Raw genomic sequence first — 17326 nt, forward strand, 5'->3', positions numbered from 1 at the left:
GAGCGCAGCGCCGGGCCGCCCCCAGCAAGCTCGCGCCCCCTCGGGGGGCAGCGAGGACACGAAGTGCCGAGCATGGGGGCTTGCATGAGCGCAGTCCCCGCCTCGACCGGAAAGACCGGCCGCTTCGCCGGCTGGTTCAGTCGCGCGAAGAGCGGCATCGATGCGCTGCCGATCCACCTGCCGGTGCACCTCGGCAGCGCCGGCATGACGCAGACCAAGGCTGCGCCGGTGCGGGTGCTGGGCTTCGACCAGGCGCTGGTCTGGGTCACGGTCGCGTTGCTGGCCTGGGGGCTGGTGATGGTCTATTCGGCCTCCATCGCGATGCCGGACAACCCGCGCTTCGCGCGCGCCGGCTACAGCCCCATCTTCTTCCTCACGCGCCATGCCGCGTCCCTCGTGATCGCCTTCGTCGCCGGCATGCTCGCGTTCCAGGTGCCGATGCGGACCTGGGAGCGCGTCGCGCCGTGGCTCTTCGTCGTGTCGCTGCTGATGCTGGTGGTGGTGTTGATCCCGCACCTCGGTATCAACGTCAACGGTGCACGACGCTGGCTGCCGCTGGGCTTCATGCGCTTCCAGCCTTCGGAGCTCGCGAAGTTCGCGATGATCCTCTACGCGGCCAGCTACATGGTCCGCAAGATGGAGATCAAGGAGCGCTTCTTCCGCGCGGTGCTGCCGATGGGCATCGCGGTGGTCGTGGTCGGCATGCTGGTGATGGCCGAGCCCGACATGGGCGCCTTCATGGTGATCGCGGTGATCGCGATGGGCATCCTGTTCCTCGGCGGCGTGAACGCGCGCATGTTCTTCGTGATCGCCGCGCTCGTGGTGGTGGCCTTCGGCACCATCGTGGCGACCAGCCCGTGGCGGCGCGAGCGGATCTTCGCGTACCTCGATCCGTGGAGCGAGGAGCACGCGCTCGGCAAGGGCTACCAGCTCTCGCACTCGCTGATCGCGATCGGTCGCGGCGAGATCTTCGGCGTCGGCCTCGGCGGCAGCGTCGAGAAGCTGCACTGGCTGCCCGAAGCGCACACCGACTTCCTGATGGCCGTGATCGGCGAGGAGTTCGGCCTTGTGGGCGTGCTGATGGCGATCGGCCTGTTCCTCTGGCTCACGCGCCGCATCATGCACATCGGCCGGCAGGCGATCGCGCTCGACCGCGTGTTCTCGGGCCTGGTGGCGCAGGGCGTGGGCATCTGGATCGGCTTCCAGACCTTCATCAACATGGGCGTGAACCTCGGCGCGCTGCCGACCAAGGGGCTCACGCTGCCGCTGATGAGCTTCGGCGGTTCGGCCATCCTGATGAATGTGATTGCGCTCGCGGTGGTGCTGCGGATCGATTACGAGAACCGCGTTCTGATGCGTGGAGGCCGCGTATGACCCGGACGGCACTCGTCATGGCGGGCGGCACGGGCGGGCACATCTTCCCGGGGCTGGCCGTGGCCGAGGCGCTGCGCGATCGCGGCTGGCGCGTGCACTGGCTGGGCGCGCCCGGCAGCATGGAGCACCAACTCGTGCCGCCGCGCGGCTTCGCCTTCGAGCCGGTGCAGTTCGGCGGGGTGCGCGGCAAGGGGCCGCTCACGCTCGCGTTGCTGCCCGTGCGCCTCTTGCGCGCCTGCTGGCAGAGCCTGGGCGTGGTGCGCCGCGTCCGGCCGGACGTGGTGGTGGGGCTTGGCGGCTACATCACCTTCCCCGGCGGCATGATGAGCGTGCTGCTCGGCAAGCCGTTGGTGCTGCACGAGCAGAACTCGGTCGCGGGCCTGGCCAACAAGATCCTCGCGCGTGTGGCGGACCGCGTGTTCACCGCGTTCCCCAACGTCCTCAAGAAGGCGCAGTGGGTGGGCAACCCGCTGCGCGCGGCGTTCACCGCGCAGGGGGCGCCGTCCGCCCGCTTCGCCGGTCGCACCGGGCCGCTCAAGCTGCTGGTCGTGGGCGGCAGCCTGGGCGCGAAGGCGCTCAATGCGGTGGTGCCGAAGGCGCTTGCACTGATCGCGCCGGCCCAGCGTCCGAGCGTCACGCACCAGAGCGGCGCCAAACAGATCGACGAGCTTCGCGCCAACTACGCCCAGGCGGGCGTCGAGGGCGAGCTCACTCCCTTCATCGACGACACCGCTCGTGCCTATGCCGACGCCGACCTCATCGTCGCGCGCGCCGGCGCGAGCACCGTCACCGAAATCGCGGCCGTCGGCGCAGCAGCGCTGTTCGTGCCTTTTCCTTCCGCCGTGGACGACCACCAGACCACCAACGCGCGCTTCCTTGTCGATGCGGGCGGCGGCTGGCTCGTCCAGCAAACTGAACTGACACCTGAATTGCTGGCTGACTTGCTAAAGAAAACGGGGCGCGATGCGCTCCTGGACCGGGCCCTGAAAGCCCGGACGATGCGGAAAACCGAGGCGGTGGACGCCGTGGTCCGCGCTTGCGAAGAGCTCGCTGAACCTGCACGTGGAGGGCGCTCATGAAACACGCGATCCATCACATCCACTTCGTGGGCATCGGCGGCTCGGGCATGAGCGGCATCGCCGAAGTGCTGCTCAACCTGGGCTACAGAATCTCGGGCTCGGACCTTGCCGACAGCGCGACGCTGCGGCGGCTCGCGGGCCTGGGCATCACCACCTTCGTGGGCCACGACGCGGCGCACATCGCGGGCGCGGACGCGGTCGTCACCTCGACCGCGGTGCACGCCGACAACCCCGAGGTGGTCGCGGCGCGCGAGAAGCGCATCCCCGTGGTGCCGCGCGCGCTGATGCTGGCCGAGCTGATGCGGCTCAAGCAGGGCATCGCGATCGCCGGCACGCACGGCAAGACGACCACGACGAGCCTCGTCGCGAGCGTGCTCGCGGCGGCGGGGCTCGACCCGACCTTCGTGATCGGCGGCCGGCTCAACAGCGCGGGCGCCAATGCGCGGCTCGGCAGCGGCGACTACATCGTGGTCGAGGCCGATGAGTCCGATGCCTCGTTCCTGAACCTGCTGCCGATCATGGCGGTGGTCACGAACATCGACGCCGACCACATGGAGACCTACGGGCACGACTTCGCGCGGCTCAAGAAGGCCTTCGTCGATTTCCTGCACCGCATGCCGTTCTATGGCGTGGCGATTCTCTGCACCGACGATCCGGCAGTGCGCCAGATCGTGACCGAGGTGTCCTGCCCGGTCACGAGCTACGGTTTCGACGAGGGCGCCCAGGTCCGCGCGGTCAACGTCCGCGCGGTCGGCGCTCAGATGCACTTCACGGCGCAGCGGCGCAACGGCGTGACGCTGCCCGACCTCGACATCGTGCTGAACCTGCCCGGCGAGCACAACGTGCGCAATGCGCTGTCGGTGATCGCGGTCGCGGTCGAGCTGGGCATCCCCGACGAAGCGGTGCAGCGCGGCCTCGCCGACTTCAAGGGCGTGGGGCGGCGTTTCCAGCGCTATGGCGAAGTCCCGGCCGCCCAAGGCGATGCCGGTAGCTTCACGCTGATCGACGACTACGGCCATCACCCGGTCGAAATGGCCGCGACCATCGCGGCCGCGCGTGGCGCGTTCCCGGGACGGCGGCTGGTGCTGGCCTTCCAGCCGCACCGCTTCACGCGCACGCGCGATTGCTTCGAGGATTTCGTCAAGGTCATCGGGCAGGCCGATGCGGTGCTGCTCGGCGAGGTCTATGCCGCGGGCGAGGCGCCGATCGTGGCGGCCGACGGCCGTTCGCTCGCGCGTGCATTGCGCGTCGCGGGCAAGGTCGAGCCGGTGTTCGTCGACAACATCGCGGCGATGCCGCAGGCCATCCTCGACAACGCGCGCGCCGGCGACGTGGTGATCTGCATGGGCGCGGGCTCGATCGGCGCCGTGCCCGCCAAGGTCGTCGAAATTGCAATGCGCGAAGGGAGTGCGCAGTGAGCGTGATCGATCCCAAGTCATTCGGCAAGGTTGCCGTGCTGTTCGGCGGCACTTCGGCCGAACGCGAAATCTCCATCATGTCCGGCACGGGCGTGCTGGGCGCGCTGCAGTCGATCGGCGTGGATGCGCATGCCTTCGATCCCGCCGAGCGGGATCTCGTCGAGCTGCGTCGCGAGGGCTTCCAGCGCTGCTTCGTGGCTCTGCACGGCCGGCACGGCGAGGACGGCACGGTGCAGGGTGCGCTCGAACTGCTCGGCATCCCGTACACCGGCTCGGGCGTGATGGCGTCGAGCGTGGCGATGGACAAGGTCATGACCAAGCGCATCTGGCAGGCCGACGGTCTGCCGACGCCGCACTACGTTCGCCTCGCCTTCGACCAGCAGAGCCGCGAGCAGATCAATGCGGTGCCCGACGTGCTCGGCCTGCCGCTGATCGTGAAGCCGCCGCGCGAGGGTTCGTCCATCGGCGTGACCAAGGTCGAGGGCTATTCCCAGATGCAGGATGCCGTCGCGCTGGCGGTGCGCTACGACCCCGATGTGCTGTGCGAGGAGTTCATCGAAGGCGAGGAAGTCACCTGCGCGGTGCTGGGCAGCGGCCTCGATGCCGTCGCGCTGCCGGTGGTGCGCATCGCCGCGCCGAAGGGGGCTTACGACTACCAGAACAAGTACTTCACCGACGACGTGAAATACCACTGCCCGAGCGGCCTGCCGCCCGCGGAGGAGGCGGAGATCCGCCGCATCACGCTCGCGGCCTACCACCAGCTCGGCTGCCGTGGATGGGGGCGTGCCGACCTGATGATCCGCGCGAGCGACCGCAAGCCCTTCCTGCTCGAGATGAACACCTCGCCGGGCATGACCAGCCATTCGCTCGTGCCGATGTCGGCGCGGGCGGCCGGCATTCCCTACGAGGAGCTGTGCCTGCGGGTGCTCGCTTCGGCCATGCTCGATTCGGGCAACGAACGCGCGGAAGGATGAACATGGCCCACAGCGTCCCCGTGCCCTTCGACGTCAAGCTCATGAACGTGACCGCGACCCTGGTGTTCGCGCTGTTCGCGCTCGTGATGCTCGCCGCGGGCGCATGGTGGGTGCTGCGTCAGCCCTTCTTCCCGCTGGCCGGCATCAAGGTCGACGGCGAGGTCACGCACAACAACGCGGTGACGCTGCGCGCCAACGTGGCGCCGCAGCTCGCGGGCAACTTCTTCACGGTCGATCTGGCGCGTGCGCGCACCGCCTTCGAGTCGGTGCCGTGGGTGCGCAAGGCGGTGGTCCGCCGCGAGTTCCCGAACAGGCTGCGCGTGACGCTGACCGAGCACCAGCCGGTTGCGCACTGGGGCGACGACGCCGGCTCGCGGCTCATCAACGGCTTCGGCGAGGTCTTCGATGCCAACGTGGCGGAAGTCGACGACGACCTGCCGCGCCTCGACGGGCCGGTCGAGCAGGCAGGCCAGGTGCTCGGCATGTACCGCGTGCTGGCGCCGCTGTTCAAGCCCTACGACCTCGCGCTCGACGAGCTGACGCTGTCGAGCCGCGGAAGCTGGCGCGCGACGCTCGACAGCGGTGCGGTCATCGAGCTCGGGCGAGGCCAGGGCGACGAAGTGGTGGCGCGTACGCAGCGGTTCCTGCGCACGGTCACGCCGGTGGCGAGCCAGTACGGGCGAACGGTTGCGTCGGTCGAGGGCGCCGATCTTCGGCACAACGAGGGCTACGCGCTGCGTCTGCGCGGCGTGACGACGGTGGTGCCCGACCTGCCGAAGAAGAAGTAAGCACAAGAGAGAAAGCGAACAGAGGAAGCTTCATGTCCAAAGACTACAAAGATCTCGTTGTCGGCCTCGACATCGGCACTGCCAAGGTGATGGCGGTGGTCGCCGAAGTGCTGCCCAACGGCGAGCTCAAGCTGGCGGGGTTGGGGATCGCGCCGAGCAACGGACTCAAGCGCGGCGTGGTGGTGAACATCGATGCGACGGTGCAGAGCATCCAGCAGGCGCTCAAGGAAGCCGAGCTGATGGCCGACTGCAAGATCGGCCGCGTCTACACCGGCATCACCGGCAGCCACATCCGCGGCATCAATTCGAGCGGCATGGTGGCAGTGAAGGACAAGGAAGTCACGCCGGCCGACGTGGCGCGCGTGGTCGAGACGGCGCGCGCGATCAACATCTCGAGCGACCAGCGCCTCCTGCTCGTGGAGCCGCAGGAGTTCGTGATCGACGGTCAGGACGTCAAGGAGCCGATCGGCATGAGCGGCATGCGGCTCGAAGCCAAGGTGCACATCGTGACGGGTGCGCAGAGCGCGGCCGAGAACATCATCAAGTGCGTGCGCCGCTGCGGTCTCGAAGTGGATCAGTTGATGCTGAACCCCCTCGCATCGAGCCAGGCGGTGCTGACCGAGGACGAGCGCGAGCTCGGCGTGGTGCTGGTGGACATCGGCGCGGGCACGACCGACGTGGCGATCTTCACCAACGGCGCGATCCGGCACACGGCGGTGATCCCGATCGCGGGTGATCTCATCACCAGCGACATCGCGATGGCGTTGCGCACGCCGACCAAGGACGCCGAGGACATCAAGGTCGAGAACGGCTTTGCGAAGCAGCTCCTGGCCGATCCGGAAACGCAGGTCGAGGTGCCGGGGCTCGGCGATCGCGGCCCGCGTCTTCTGAGCAAACAGGCGCTGGCGGGCGTGATCGAGCCGCGCATCGAGGAGATCTTCTCGCTCGTGCAGCAGGTGATTCGCGAGTCGGGCTACGAGGAGGTGCTCTCGTCCGGTGTCGTGCTCACCGGCGGCAGCGCGGTGATGCCCGGCATGGTGGAACTCGGCGAGGACATCTTTCTGAAACCGGTGCGCCGGGGGATTCCTAAATACTCGAGCGCGCTGTCCGATATGGTGGCGCAGCCGAGGGCCGCGACGGTGATGGGGCTGCTCGAGGAAGCGCGCTATGCGCGCATGCGCGGCTTCAAGGTCGCCCAGAAAAATGGTTCCGTGAAGACGGCCTTCGGCCGCTTCAAGGACTTCATCGTAGGGAACTTCTGATGAACGGCTCCCCACTCTGGCTGGCGCGTGCGGGGCCGCCGCGGCATTTCAACGAGCGATGGCGAAGAACCGGACCACCGCGCTGACACGTCAACGGTTCCAACAACAAATTCATTCACAAACATGGCAACTGCATATTCAAGGAGTCAGAACATGGCAATCGAAATGATCGAGATCGAGGAGTTCAATCAGGGGACTCAGATCAAGGTGATCGGCGTCGGGGGTGGCGGCGGCAACGCGGTCGCCCACATGATCGATCGTGGCGTGCAAGGTGTTCAGTTCATCTCCGCCAACACCGACGCGCAGGCGTTGTCGCGCAGCAATGCGCACAAGACCATCCAGCTCGGTACCAACGGGCTGGGCGCGGGAAGCAAGCCCGAGAAGGGCCGTGACGCCGCGGAAGCCGCGGTGGACGACATTCGAGAAGCCATCGCCGGCGCGCACATGCTGTTCATTACGGCAGGCATGGGCGGCGGCACCGGCACCGGCGCCGCACCGGTGATCGCGCGCGTCGCGAAGGAGATGGGCATCCTTACCGTCGGCGTGGTGACCAAGCCCTTCGACTGGGAAGGCGGCCGCCGCATGACCAACGCCGAGACCGGCCTGAACGAGCTCGAAGCCAACGTCGATTCGCTGATCGTGGTGCTCAACGAGAAGCTGCTCGACGTGCTGGGCGAGGACGTGACGCAGGAAGAGGCTTTCGGGCATGCCAACGACGTGCTGAAGAACGCGGTCGGCGGGATCTCGGAAATCATCAACGAGTACGGCGGCGTGAACGTCGACTTCGAAGACGTGCGCACCGTGATGGGCGAGCCCGGCAAGGCCATGATGGGCACGGCCGCCGCGAGCGGCCCGGACCGCGCCCGCATTGCCGCCGAACAGGCCGTGGCCTGCCCGCTGCTCGAAGGCATCGACCTCTCGGGCGCCAAGGGCGTGCTGGTGCTGGTGACCGCATCGAAGGCTTCCCTGAAGCTGAGCGAGTCGAAGCTCGCGATGAACACCATCCGCGCCTACGCGTCGCCCGACGCGCACGTCATCTACGGTGCGGCCTACGACGAGAACCTCGGCGACGAGATGCGCGTGACCGTGGTCGCGACCGGCCTCTCGCGCCAGGATGCGCGCCGCCGGGCGCCGACGCTCGAGGTGATCCGCACCGGCACCGACAACATCCCGTTCACCGTTCCGACGCTCGGCGCGGGGGTCGGCCATGCCGCCAGCCAGCCGAACTACGACGGCATGGCGGTGCCGAGCGTGTGGCGCACCAACCGCACGATGGCCGCCGCGAAGGTGGATGCGCTGTCGTCGGGTGGGATGGACGATTTCGAGATCCCCGCTTTCCTGCGCAGACAAGCGGACTGACGGGGGCTCGGTGGAAGCTATCGCGGACATAGCGAGGCGGGCGGTACGCCGGGCGCCTCGCGCTCTTAAAATCGCGCCCGTGCTTCCACAACGTACTCTCAAATCGATCAGCCGTGCCGTCGGCGTGGGGCTCCACAGCGGCCAGCGCGTGGAGCTCACGCTGCGTCCTGCGCCGGTGAATCACGGCATCGTGTTCCGGCGGGTGGACCTGCCCGAGCCGGTCGAGATCCCGATGACCGCCGAGGCGGTCACCGACACGCGCCTCGCCTCCACCGTGTCCTCGGGCGGCGCGAAGGTGCAGACCGTCGAGCACCTGATGTCGGCCTGCGCCGGTCTTGGCATCGACAATCTCCTGATCGACATCACCGCGGACGAAGTGCCGATCCTCGACGGGTCCGCCTCGTCCTTCGTGTTCCTGCTGCAAAGCGCCGGCATCGAGTTGCAGAACGCCCCGCGCCGGTTCATCCGCGTGACTCGGCCCATCGAAGTGCGCGAAGGCCAGGGCGCCGACGAGAAGTGGGCGCGGCTCGCGCCGTACCACGGCTTCAAGCTCAGCTTCGAGATCGACTTCGACCATCGCGTGGTCAGTTCGACCGGGCAGCGCTTCGAGTTCGACCTCGGAAGCGGCTCCTACAGCCAGGATATCGCCCGTGCGCGCACCTTCGGGTTCACCAAGGAAGTCGAGTACATGCGCTCGAAAGGACTGGCGCTCGGCGGCGGTCTCGACAACGCGATCGTGATGGACGACACCAAGGTGCTCAATGCCGGGGGCTGCGCTACGACGACGAGTTCGTCAAGCACAAGATCCTCGACGCGATGGGCGACCTCTACGTCATCGGCCAGCCGTTGCTGGCGGCCTACAGCGCGTTCCGTTCGGGCCATGCGCTCAACAACAAGCTGCTGCGCGAGTTGCTGGCGCACGAGGATGCGCACGAGATCGTGACCTTCGACGACGAGCGCCGCGCGCCGGCCGGTTTCGCCGAAGTCGCTCGCGCCTGGTAGGGCTACGAACGCGATGCTTCTTTTTCGCTGGGCCATCCTCCTGCTTCTGTTGGTGGCCGGCGCTTCGTTCGCGTTCTACGCGGGAACGGGGCAGGTCAGGTACCGGCGCTTCGGCTGGATCGTCCTCAAGTGGACACTGCTCGCGGCTTTCGGCTTCTTCGCGGTGCTGATCGCCGAGCGCGTTTTCTAGCGGGCGGCGCAGGCTAGCGCGTGCGCCCCTGCCGGTATCTTCCGGCGAGGCCTTTTTCCAGCACCGCCGCTGTTTCCAGACGCGCCATCGAGCGGCCCACGTGCGCGTGCGTGATGGCAATGCCCAGCGCATCCGCCGCATCGCTGCCCGGCACGCCGGGCAGATGAAGCAGGCGCTTCACCATCTCCTGCACCTGGGCCTTGGCGGCGTTGCCGTGTCCCGCGACGGCCTGCTTCATCTGCAGCGCCGTGTATTCGGCCACGCGGAGGTTGCAGGCGACCAGCGCTGTGAGGCACGCGCCGCGCGCCTGGCCGAGCAGCAGGGTGGATTGCGGATTGACGTTGACGAACACGATCTCCACCGCCGCCGCATCGGGCTTGTAGCGTTCGTTGATCTCTCCGATGCCGTCGAACAGCACCTTGAGCCGCGTCGGCAACTGGCCCTTGCCGATGTGGCGCGTGCTGATGGTGCCGCTGGCGACGTAGCCCAGCGAATGGCCGTCGACGTCCACCACGCCGAAGCCGGTGGTCTGCAGGCCGGGATCAATGCCGAGAATGCGCATGTCAGCACCTCTCCAGGCCAGGAATCCCACGGAACCGGCTTTGCCGGGCCGCCGGGATGGCCCCCTGGAAGGGGGTGCAGAGCCACACGAAGTGGGCGAGGCTGGGGGTGATCCTTGTCATGCGTTGAAGTACCAGCGTACTGCATGGAAGAACACCGGCGCGGCGAAGCACAGCGCATCGACCCGGTCGAGCAGGCCATTGGCGCCCGTCACGCCCACGCCGCGCTGACCCCAGTTGGGAATGCCGCGATCGCGCTTGAGCGCCTTCATCACCAGGTGGCCCATCGAGCCGGCCGCGCAGGCGATCAGCGACATCGCGAGCGCCTGCCCGTACTTGAACGGCGTGATGAACGACAGCAGCGCACCGAAGAGGCTCGCGATCGCCATGCCGAGGGCCCAGCTGGTCCAGTTGAAGCTGCGACTCACGTGGGGCGCGAAGGGCGGCTGCATGAACAGGCGATGCCGCAGCGGTCCCAGCCAGCCCTTGGGCATCTCGTCCGAAGGTACGCCGGTGGGCGGCATCGACTTCCGCCGCGAGACGAGGTGCTGCACGAGCATGCAGGTCTGCACCACGATCACCAGATAGAACACGAGGAACGCACTCTTGCCCTCGTAGCGCGGGAAGGACAGCAGCAGCAGTGCCGGCACGTGGCTGAGCCCGTAGACGCAGACCATGATCCCCCATTGCAGCTTGGCATTGCGTTCGAGGAAGCGGCTCGGGTCGTCGGCCAGCGCGCTCACCACCGGAATCGCGAGAAAGACGTACACCGGGATGAACACGGTGAAGAGGTCGAAGTGCGCAGTCGCGACCAGCCAGAACTGGATCGGCAGCACGACGAAGAAGGCCAGGATCAGGCTGCGATGGTCCCCGCGCCGTGTGGGCGACAGTGTGATGAACTCGCGCAGCGCGAAGAAAGAGATGAGTGCGAAGAGCACCGTCGCGACCGTCTCGCCCAGGGTCCAGCCGACCCAGAAGATGATCGCCATCACCCAGCTGGTGCGCAGCAGCGAACGGAAATGCTGCAGCTCGCGCTGCCAGATCTCGTCATGGACCGGGTTGCGCCTTTCCCTGAGGCTCAGCAGGAAGGCGGCCGTGCTCACGACGAAAAGAATGCCGAAGACGATGAAGAAGAGAGCCGCGACCTGCTGGGTCGGCGTGAGATTGCGCAGGAATTCGTTCATGTGAGGACGGCCCTAGACATTGCGCAACGCAATCACCGCTTCGCGGGCGCGATCGAGGAACGGACGGCGTTCCTCGCCTTCCTCGAGGCGGATCGGGGTGCCGAAGGTCACCGAGCAGAGGATCGGCACCGGCACCACCTCGCCCTTGGGCATCACGCGCTGCACGTTGTCGATCCACGCGGGCACCAGCACGACCTCGGGAAACATCTGCGCCAGCGTGAAGAGGCCTGACTTGAATTTCTGCGGCACGCCGGTGTTGCCGCGCGTGCCTTCGGGAAAGATGATGATCGAGTCGCCGCTTCGCAGGGCCTCGATCAGCGGCTGGAGCGGCGCGAGTGCCTCGGCGCTCCCGGGGATGACCTGCGGCGCCGCAGCTTGCTCGAGCGCGGGCGGGGCAGCCGCCGCGCTTCCGCCGCGCTCGACGTAGATCGCGTTGAAGACCTCGGTCGTGATCCAGCGCTTGAACGGCGTGGTCGCCCAGTAGTCGCGCGCTGCGATCGGCCGCGTGATGCTGCGCAGCTCCTCCGGCAGGGCGGCCCAGATCATCACGAGGTCCAGATGGCTCTGATGGTTGGCGAAGTAGATGCGCTGCTCGGCCTTCGGCGGACAACCCCACCAGCGCGCCTGGGCACCCGTGAGCAGGCGGATGGCGGCAAGCAACCCCCACCCCATGAACTTTGCAAGCATGGCTGATCATATTTGCTCCCCGCCGTCATCGAGGCGGGTCCGCCGATGCTCAAGGCAGCTCGGCGGCGGGCATGCGCGCGACGATCGAGGCGGTGCGCCCGGCGAGGTAGCCGGAGCCCTGCCGGCGCTCGAAGAACTTCGGGCTCGGGAGCATCACCGCGAGCCGAGCTGCTTCGCTTGCGGTGAGTCGCGCGGCGGGCTTGCGGAAGTAGTGCTGGGCTGCGGCCTCGGCGCCGAAGATGCCTTCGCCCCATTCCACGTTGTTGAGGTAGATCTCGAGGATGCGCTGCTTGCCGAGCAGGATTTCGAGCGTGGTCGCGAGCATCAGCTCCTGCGCCTTGCGCAGCATGGTGCGTTCGCTCGACAGCAGCAGGTTCTTTGCCAGCTGCTGCGTGATGGTCGACCCGCCTCGCAACTGCGGCGGCCGTGGTTCCTTGCCGCGTGCGCGCATCTGCGCAGCGCGCCTGGCGGCGATCTCCTCTGCCTTGGCATTGCGCTGGCGGGCGCGCTCGACCGCTTCCCATTCCACGCCCTGGTGATAGATGAACTCGCTGTCCTCGCTGGCGATCACGGCACGCTTGAGCGAATCGGAGATCTGCGCATAAGGTACCCAGCGCTGCCGCCATTCGCGCTCGCCATTGGTGCGGCCCTGCGTGGCGACCCGCCAGGCCTCGGAGCGCTGGAATGCGGTCGATTCGGGATCGACCACCGCCATCGCCGCGATGCGCAGGACGAAGAAGAGTTGCAGCGCGAAGGCCGCGATCAGCAGACAGCCGAGCCAGCGCAGGACCGGCTTCACTTGGCTTCGACGATCGCGCGCAGCTCGGCCAGCACCTTGGCCGTGGGCGGCCGCACGCCGCGCCAGGTCTGGAAGGCTTCGGCCGCCTGTTCCACCAGCATGCCGAGGCCGTCGCGCGGCACCGCACCGTGCTCGCGCGCCCAGCCCATGAAACCGGCCGCGGCGGGGCCGTACATCATGTCGACCGCGAGCGCCCCGCGCTTGAGCACGCTGGCGGCCACCGGCACTTCACCGCCGGCGAGGCTCGATGCGGTGGCATTCACGAGCAGGTCGAACGCGCCCGGAACGGCATGCAGCGCCTGCGCTTCGAGCTCGACGTGGTGCTGCAGCGCGAGCGCCGCGTGCTGCTGGACGAGGGCGATCGCCTTGGCGAGCGTGCGGTTTGCCACGACCAGCCGGCGCGGTCCGGCTTGGATCAGCGGTCCGAGCACGCCGGCCGCCGCGCCGCCTGCGCCGAGCAGCAGCAGATCGCGGCCCGCGATCGCGATGCCGGCGTGCAGCGTGATGTCGTTGACGAGGCCGACGCCGTCGCTGTTGTCGCCGTGGATGCCGTCTTCGCGAAAGCTCAGCACGTTGACGGCGCGCGCGAGCGCGGCGCGCGGCGTCAGGTGCTGCGAGAGCGCCGCCGCATCGAACTTGAAGGGCACGGTGACGTTGCAGCCGCGCGCCGTGCCCGAGGTCTCGCGGCGGAAGGCTTCCCACGGCCGCGTCGAAGCCGCCGAGCGGCACGAGCCGCCGGCCGTAGTCGAGCTGCTGCCCGGTCAGTTCGGCGAAGCGCGCATGAATCCATGGCGAGCGGCTGTGCTCGACCGGATTGCCCATCACACAGTAGAGATCCACGGAGCCTCCCTCGTCTTCGTCATCTGGACGAGAGCTGGGTCTCCAGCGTCTCGTCATGGGTGAACTTGAAGCGCGACGGCAGTACGATCTGGTCGGTCTGCCGCCGCATCGCGTCGGTGAACTTGCCGAAGCTGCCGATGCTGCGGACGATAGCCTGCGCGCGGCGGTCGAGCATCTTGTTGCCGGAACTTTCGATGACGTCGGTCGCCAGGATCGAGCCGTCGAAATTGACCGTCACCATCATCGTGAGCTCGCCGTACAGCTTCTTGCCGCCGGCTTCGGGGAAGTTCTCGGTGCCGCGCACTTCGATCCTGCGGCGCAGCGCATCGACGTAGGCCGCATAGGCGGCCTCGCGCGTGGCGGGACTGAGGTAGCGCTTCTTGGGTCGTGCGTTCTCCTCGTTGACGCGGCGTTCGATCTCGGCGAGCAGCTGGATGAGCTGGCGACGCTTCTCTTCGCGCGCGGCGACCTCGCTCGGGTCGCCCGTGTTGCGCGGGTCGGTCGTCGTCGGCATCGCGGCGAGCTGCTGCTTGAGCTGCGTCAGCAGCAGCATCTGCTGCTGCTGCATCGTGTCGACCTGGCGCTGCGCATCCTCCATCGAATCGCCGATGGTGGTGAAGGTCGAAGGCGGCAGCGGGCTGGTGGCGCGGCCCTTGTCGAGATCGCCGCCGCCGGCCAGCGAGGCCTGCGCGATCGCCCGGGCCTTGTCGGGGCGTTCGTTGGTCTTGGCGTTGACCAGGATGACCTCCAGCGGCGTTTCCTTGAAGACGCGGTTGAAGGACTCGGGGTCCACGAAGCGAACGGTCAGCAAGGCCGCGTGGGCGATGACCGACAGGCCGAGCGCAATCTGCAGCGTGCTGAGGTCACGCAGGTTCATGGCTGACCCCCAGCCTCGCCCACTTCGTGTGGCTCGGGCACCCCTTCCAGGGGGCAACCCCGGCGGCCCGGCAGAGGCGGTTCCGCGGGGTTCCCGGGTTTCGCTGTGCCGGTTTCATGCTCTGTGAGTTGCGTGAAGCTTGGTGGGGAACGGACATGTCCGGCAGCCTTTCAGGCAGGCGTGTTTTCTGCGGCGGGCTCGCTGTCGGTCAGGTCCACCGCGATCGCGATGGGACCGGCGACCTCTTCCTCGTCCTCGCCGCCTTCTTCCTCGGGCGCCGCTTCCGCCGCAGCGGTGTCGAGCCGCGCGATGACGGTGCCGTGCACGTCCAGCGCAATCTCGTCGACCTCGCCGAGCTTGACCCGCACCCGCGCGCCGCGCTGCAGCCCTTGCGTGCCCGTCACCTGGAACACGAGCGGGAGGATGTCGGCGCGGACCATCGCGCCGTTCGGCGCGTCCTTGATGAGCGTGGCGTCGAGCTCGGTGATGCCTTCCTGCTCGAGGTACTTGAGCGTCCAGAAGCGCTCCATGGCGCCCTGGTGCGCGTTGTAGGCGCTGTAGGCGGCATCGAAGCCGGACAGGATCGAGAACAGGTCCGCGTCCTTCGGCTTGAAGGGCGCGGCGAGCGCGGCGGTCTTGCCGTGGCGCGCGGCCGCGATGATCTGCCACTGGTTGACGAGGTCGGTGTAGCGGCGCAGTGGCGAGGTGCTCCAGGCATAGCTCTTCACGCCGAGGCCCGCATGCGGCAGCGCGCGCGTGCCCATGCGCACCTTGATGCCGGGCAGGAGGCTGGCCTCGGCTGCGGTAGAGGGCCGGCACGCCCAGTTCGGCCAGCCAGCCGCCCCAGCTGCTGTTGGCCAGGATCATGGCCTCGGAGACGATCAGGTCGAGCGGTGCGCCGCGCTGGCGCGTCGAGATCTGCACCCGCTCGGCACCGGTGGGTTCGCCGTCATTGCCGACGAGCCGGAAGGTGTAGTCGGGCCGGGTGAAGGTCTCGGGCTTGCCGCGCACCACTTCACGCTGCGCTTTCAGATGCTTCGCGAGACGGAAGAGAAAGGCTAGCGGCTGGCGAACGCGCGTGGCGACATCGGGCGTGCCGTCGGCCTGCACCGACGAATCCTCGAGCCACGCCTGCGAGATCACGGTGTCGAGCTGGTCGTGGCGCAGGTTGGCGACGATCGGCACGCGCTCCAGGCGCGTCTCGGTCGACTTCAGTTCGAGCGTCGATTCGTCGAAGGTGGCGTAGAGCGACACGGCGGGGCAGTCGCGGCCTTCCTGCAGCGTGTAGGCATCGACCACGTGGTCCGGCAGCATCGTGATCTTGTAGCCCGGCATGTAGACGGTGGACATGCGCGAGCGCGCCACCTGGTCGATCGCGCTACCCGGCGCGAGCGCGAGGCCCGGTGCGGCGATGTGGATGCCGACCACGACCGTGCCGCCGCCGAGTCCCTGCACCGAGAGGGCGTCGTCGATCTCGGTGGTGTGCGAATCGTCGATCGAGAAGGCCTGGACGCTCGCCACGGGCAGTTCGTCCGCGATCGCAGGCGCATCGAGCGCGGGGAAGCCGGTGCCCTTCGGGAAGTTGTCGAACAGGAAGCGCCGCCAGTGGAACTGGTAGGACGAATCGATCGCGCCCGCCTGCTTCAGCAGCTCGAGCGGCGGGCGCTGGGTGGCGCGCGACGCTTCGACCACGGCCTTGTATTCGGGCGCGTTCTTGTCCGGCTTGAAGAGGATCTTGAAGAGCTGTTCCCGCACGGGCGTGGGACATTCGCCCGCGGCGAGTTGCGCCGACCATTCGACGATCTGCGCCTGGATGGCCTTCTTTTTCTCGATGGCGGCGAGCGCCTGCTGCAGGATCTCGGCCGGCGCCTTCTTGAAGCGGCCCTTGCCGGCACGGCGGAAATAGTGCGGCGCATCGAAGAGCGCGAGCAGTGCCGCGGCCTGCTGTGTCAGCGTGGGCTGGGCCTGGAAGTATTCGGCGGCGAGTTCCGCGAATCCGAATTCGCCTTCGGGGGCGAACTCCCAGGCCAGATCGAGGTCGACGTCGGCGGCCAGCTCGCGCGCTTCTGCCAGCAGCTCGGCCGGCGCGGGCTTCTCGAACCGCAGCACGATGTTGGCGCCCTTGACCTTGACGCGCTTGCCGGTCTCGAGCTCGACCTGGGCCGATGACTCGGCCTCCGACAGGACGCGGCCGCCCAGGTACTTTCCGGCTTCTTCGAACAATACAAACATGGCGCGGATTGTCCCACGCAGCGCACCGGCTTTCGGTCGCCCGGGCGCTCAGGCAGGGTTCAGGAAGGCCAGCACTTCGTCGAGGTGCTGGGCTTCGAAATCGCTCAGCGCGTGGTCCTCGCCTTCGACGATCTTGAGCCTGCTTCCCGGATAGCGGGCGGACATTTCCCTCCAATCCAGCACCTCGTCCCCTTGGCGATGAGCGCGAAGACGCGCTCGGGATGCGACAGCGGGCCGACCTCGAGTGCGCGCAATTCCTCGATGTATTCGGGCCGGAAATAGAAATGCTCGGCCGGGTCGTGCCAGGCCACCTGGTCGCCGATGTAGCCGGCGAGATCGCGGGCCGGATGCACGGCCGGGTTGAGCAGCACCGCGCGGCACCCCGTCTTCTGCGCGACGTGGGTGGCATAGAAGCCGCCGAGCGAGGAGCCCACCACGCCCATCGACCCCTGCGGCCAGCCGGCGATGCCCGACATGACGAGCTCGATGGCCGCCCGCGGCGACGGTGGGAGCTGGGGGCACCACCAGGTCGTTCCGGGGTGCTGCCGGGCGATGCGCTGCGCCATCAGCCGGGCCTTGGTGGACTGCGGCGAGGAGCGGAAGCCGTGCAGATAGAGCAGGTGGGTGATGGGCGGCGCGGAATTCATGGGGCAATTATCCGAACGCAGCCTGAATGACCCCGAAAGCCGACCGGACCGAAC

13 protein-coding genes and 4 pseudogenes are annotated in these 17326 nt (G+C 67.8%); 9 read left to right on the top strand and 8 right to left on the bottom strand.

The features are described from left to right. Positions 1-84 precede the first annotated feature (84 nt). The 9 genes and pseudogenes from ftsW (at position 85) to ACQ858_RS02000 (ending at position 9446) form a co-directional block, all read left to right on the top strand. Positions 85-1374, top strand: a complete 1290-nt coding sequence (gene ftsW / locus ACQ858_RS01960; RefSeq protein ID WP_431275181.1) for a putative lipid II flippase FtsW — start codon at positions 85-87, stop codon at positions 1372-1374. Next, positions 1371-2453, top strand: a complete 1083-nt coding sequence (gene murG, locus ACQ858_RS01965; protein WP_431275182.1) for an undecaprenyldiphospho-muramoylpentapeptide beta-N-acetylglucosaminyltransferase — start codon at positions 1371-1373, stop codon at positions 2451-2453. Before ftsW ends, murG begins: the two co-directional genes overlap by 4 nt. Next, complete coding sequence (gene murC, locus ACQ858_RS01970) at positions 2450-3871, top strand: UDP-N-acetylmuramate--L-alanine ligase (protein ID WP_431275183.1); 1422 nt, start codon at positions 2450-2452, stop codon at positions 3869-3871. The genes murG and murC overlap by 4 nt, the downstream gene beginning before the upstream one ends. Continuing rightward, positions 3868-4845 (top strand): D-alanine--D-alanine ligase, encoded by a 978-nt coding sequence (locus ACQ858_RS01975; RefSeq protein ID WP_431275184.1) that lies wholly within the window; start codon positions 3868-3870, stop codon positions 4843-4845. The genes murC and ACQ858_RS01975 overlap by 4 nt, the downstream gene beginning before the upstream one ends. Before the next feature lie 2 nt (positions 4846-4847). Continuing rightward, positions 4848-5633, top strand: a complete 786-nt coding sequence (locus ACQ858_RS01980) for a cell division protein FtsQ/DivIB (protein ID WP_431275185.1) — start codon at positions 4848-4850, stop codon at positions 5631-5633. Positions 5634-5665: 32 nt separating this feature from the next. Beyond that, positions 5666-6895: a cell division protein FtsA gene (gene ftsA, locus ACQ858_RS01985; protein WP_431275186.1), complete on the top strand. Its 1230-nt coding sequence runs from the start codon at positions 5666-5668 to the stop codon at positions 6893-6895. 153 nt (positions 6896-7048) lie between these two features. Next, the gene (ftsZ, locus tag ACQ858_RS01990; RefSeq protein ID WP_431275187.1) at positions 7049-8254 is read left to right on the top strand and encodes a cell division protein FtsZ; all 1206 of its coding nucleotides are present in this window, start codon (positions 7049-7051) and stop codon (positions 8252-8254) included. A 79-nt stretch (positions 8255-8333) separates the two neighbouring features. After that, a pseudogene (gene lpxC / locus ACQ858_RS01995) lies at positions 8334-9256 on the top strand (UDP-3-O-acyl-N-acetylglucosamine deacetylase). A gap of 13 nt (positions 9257-9269) precedes the next feature. Next, positions 9270-9446: a hypothetical protein gene (locus ACQ858_RS02000; RefSeq protein ID WP_431275188.1), complete on the top strand. Its 177-nt coding sequence runs from the start codon at positions 9270-9272 to the stop codon at positions 9444-9446. A gap of 13 nt (positions 9447-9459) precedes the next feature. Here the strand turns inward: ACQ858_RS02000 and ruvC are convergent, their stop codons facing one another. From ruvC to ACQ858_RS02040, 8 genes and pseudogenes are all read right to left on the bottom strand, one after another. Next, the gene (gene ruvC / locus ACQ858_RS02005; RefSeq protein WP_431275189.1) at positions 9460-10008 is read right to left on the bottom strand and encodes a crossover junction endodeoxyribonuclease RuvC; all 549 of its coding nucleotides are present in this window, start codon (positions 10006-10008) and stop codon (positions 9460-9462) included. A 117-nt stretch (positions 10009-10125) separates the two neighbouring features. Next, positions 10126-11190, bottom strand: a complete 1065-nt coding sequence (locus ACQ858_RS02010) for a phosphatidate cytidylyltransferase (protein ID WP_431275190.1) — start codon at positions 11188-11190, stop codon at positions 10126-10128. Between the two features lie 12 nt (positions 11191-11202). Beyond that, on the bottom strand, positions 11203-11877 hold the full coding sequence (locus tag ACQ858_RS02015) for a lysophospholipid acyltransferase family protein (RefSeq protein ID WP_431275191.1): 675 nt from the start codon (positions 11875-11877) through the stop codon (positions 11203-11205). A gap of 49 nt (positions 11878-11926) precedes the next feature. Further along, on the bottom strand, positions 11927-12676 hold the full coding sequence (gene mtgA, locus ACQ858_RS02020; RefSeq protein WP_431275192.1) for a monofunctional biosynthetic peptidoglycan transglycosylase: 750 nt from the start codon (positions 12674-12676) through the stop codon (positions 11927-11929). After that, positions 12673-13573: pseudogene (gene aroE / locus ACQ858_RS02025) on the bottom strand (shikimate dehydrogenase). The gene mtgA and the pseudogene aroE overlap by 4 nt, the downstream one beginning before the upstream one ends. Next, positions 13536-14393, bottom strand: a complete 858-nt coding sequence (locus tag ACQ858_RS02030) for an energy transducer TonB (protein WP_431275193.1) — start codon at positions 14391-14393, stop codon at positions 13536-13538. The pseudogene aroE and the gene ACQ858_RS02030 overlap by 38 nt, the downstream one beginning before the upstream one ends. 170 nt (positions 14394-14563) lie before the next feature. Further along, a pseudogene (locus ACQ858_RS02035) lies at positions 14564-16625 on the bottom strand (ribonuclease catalytic domain-containing protein). A gap of 48 nt (positions 16626-16673) precedes the next feature. Further along, positions 16674-17272: pseudogene (locus ACQ858_RS02040) on the bottom strand (YqiA/YcfP family alpha/beta fold hydrolase). Positions 17273-17326 lie beyond the last annotated feature (54 nt).

The sequence above is a fragment of the Variovorax ureilyticus genome, assembly GCF_050632185.1.
GTDB classification, from domain to species: Bacteria; Pseudomonadota; Gammaproteobacteria; order Burkholderiales; family Burkholderiaceae_C; genus Variovorax; species Variovorax ureilyticus_A.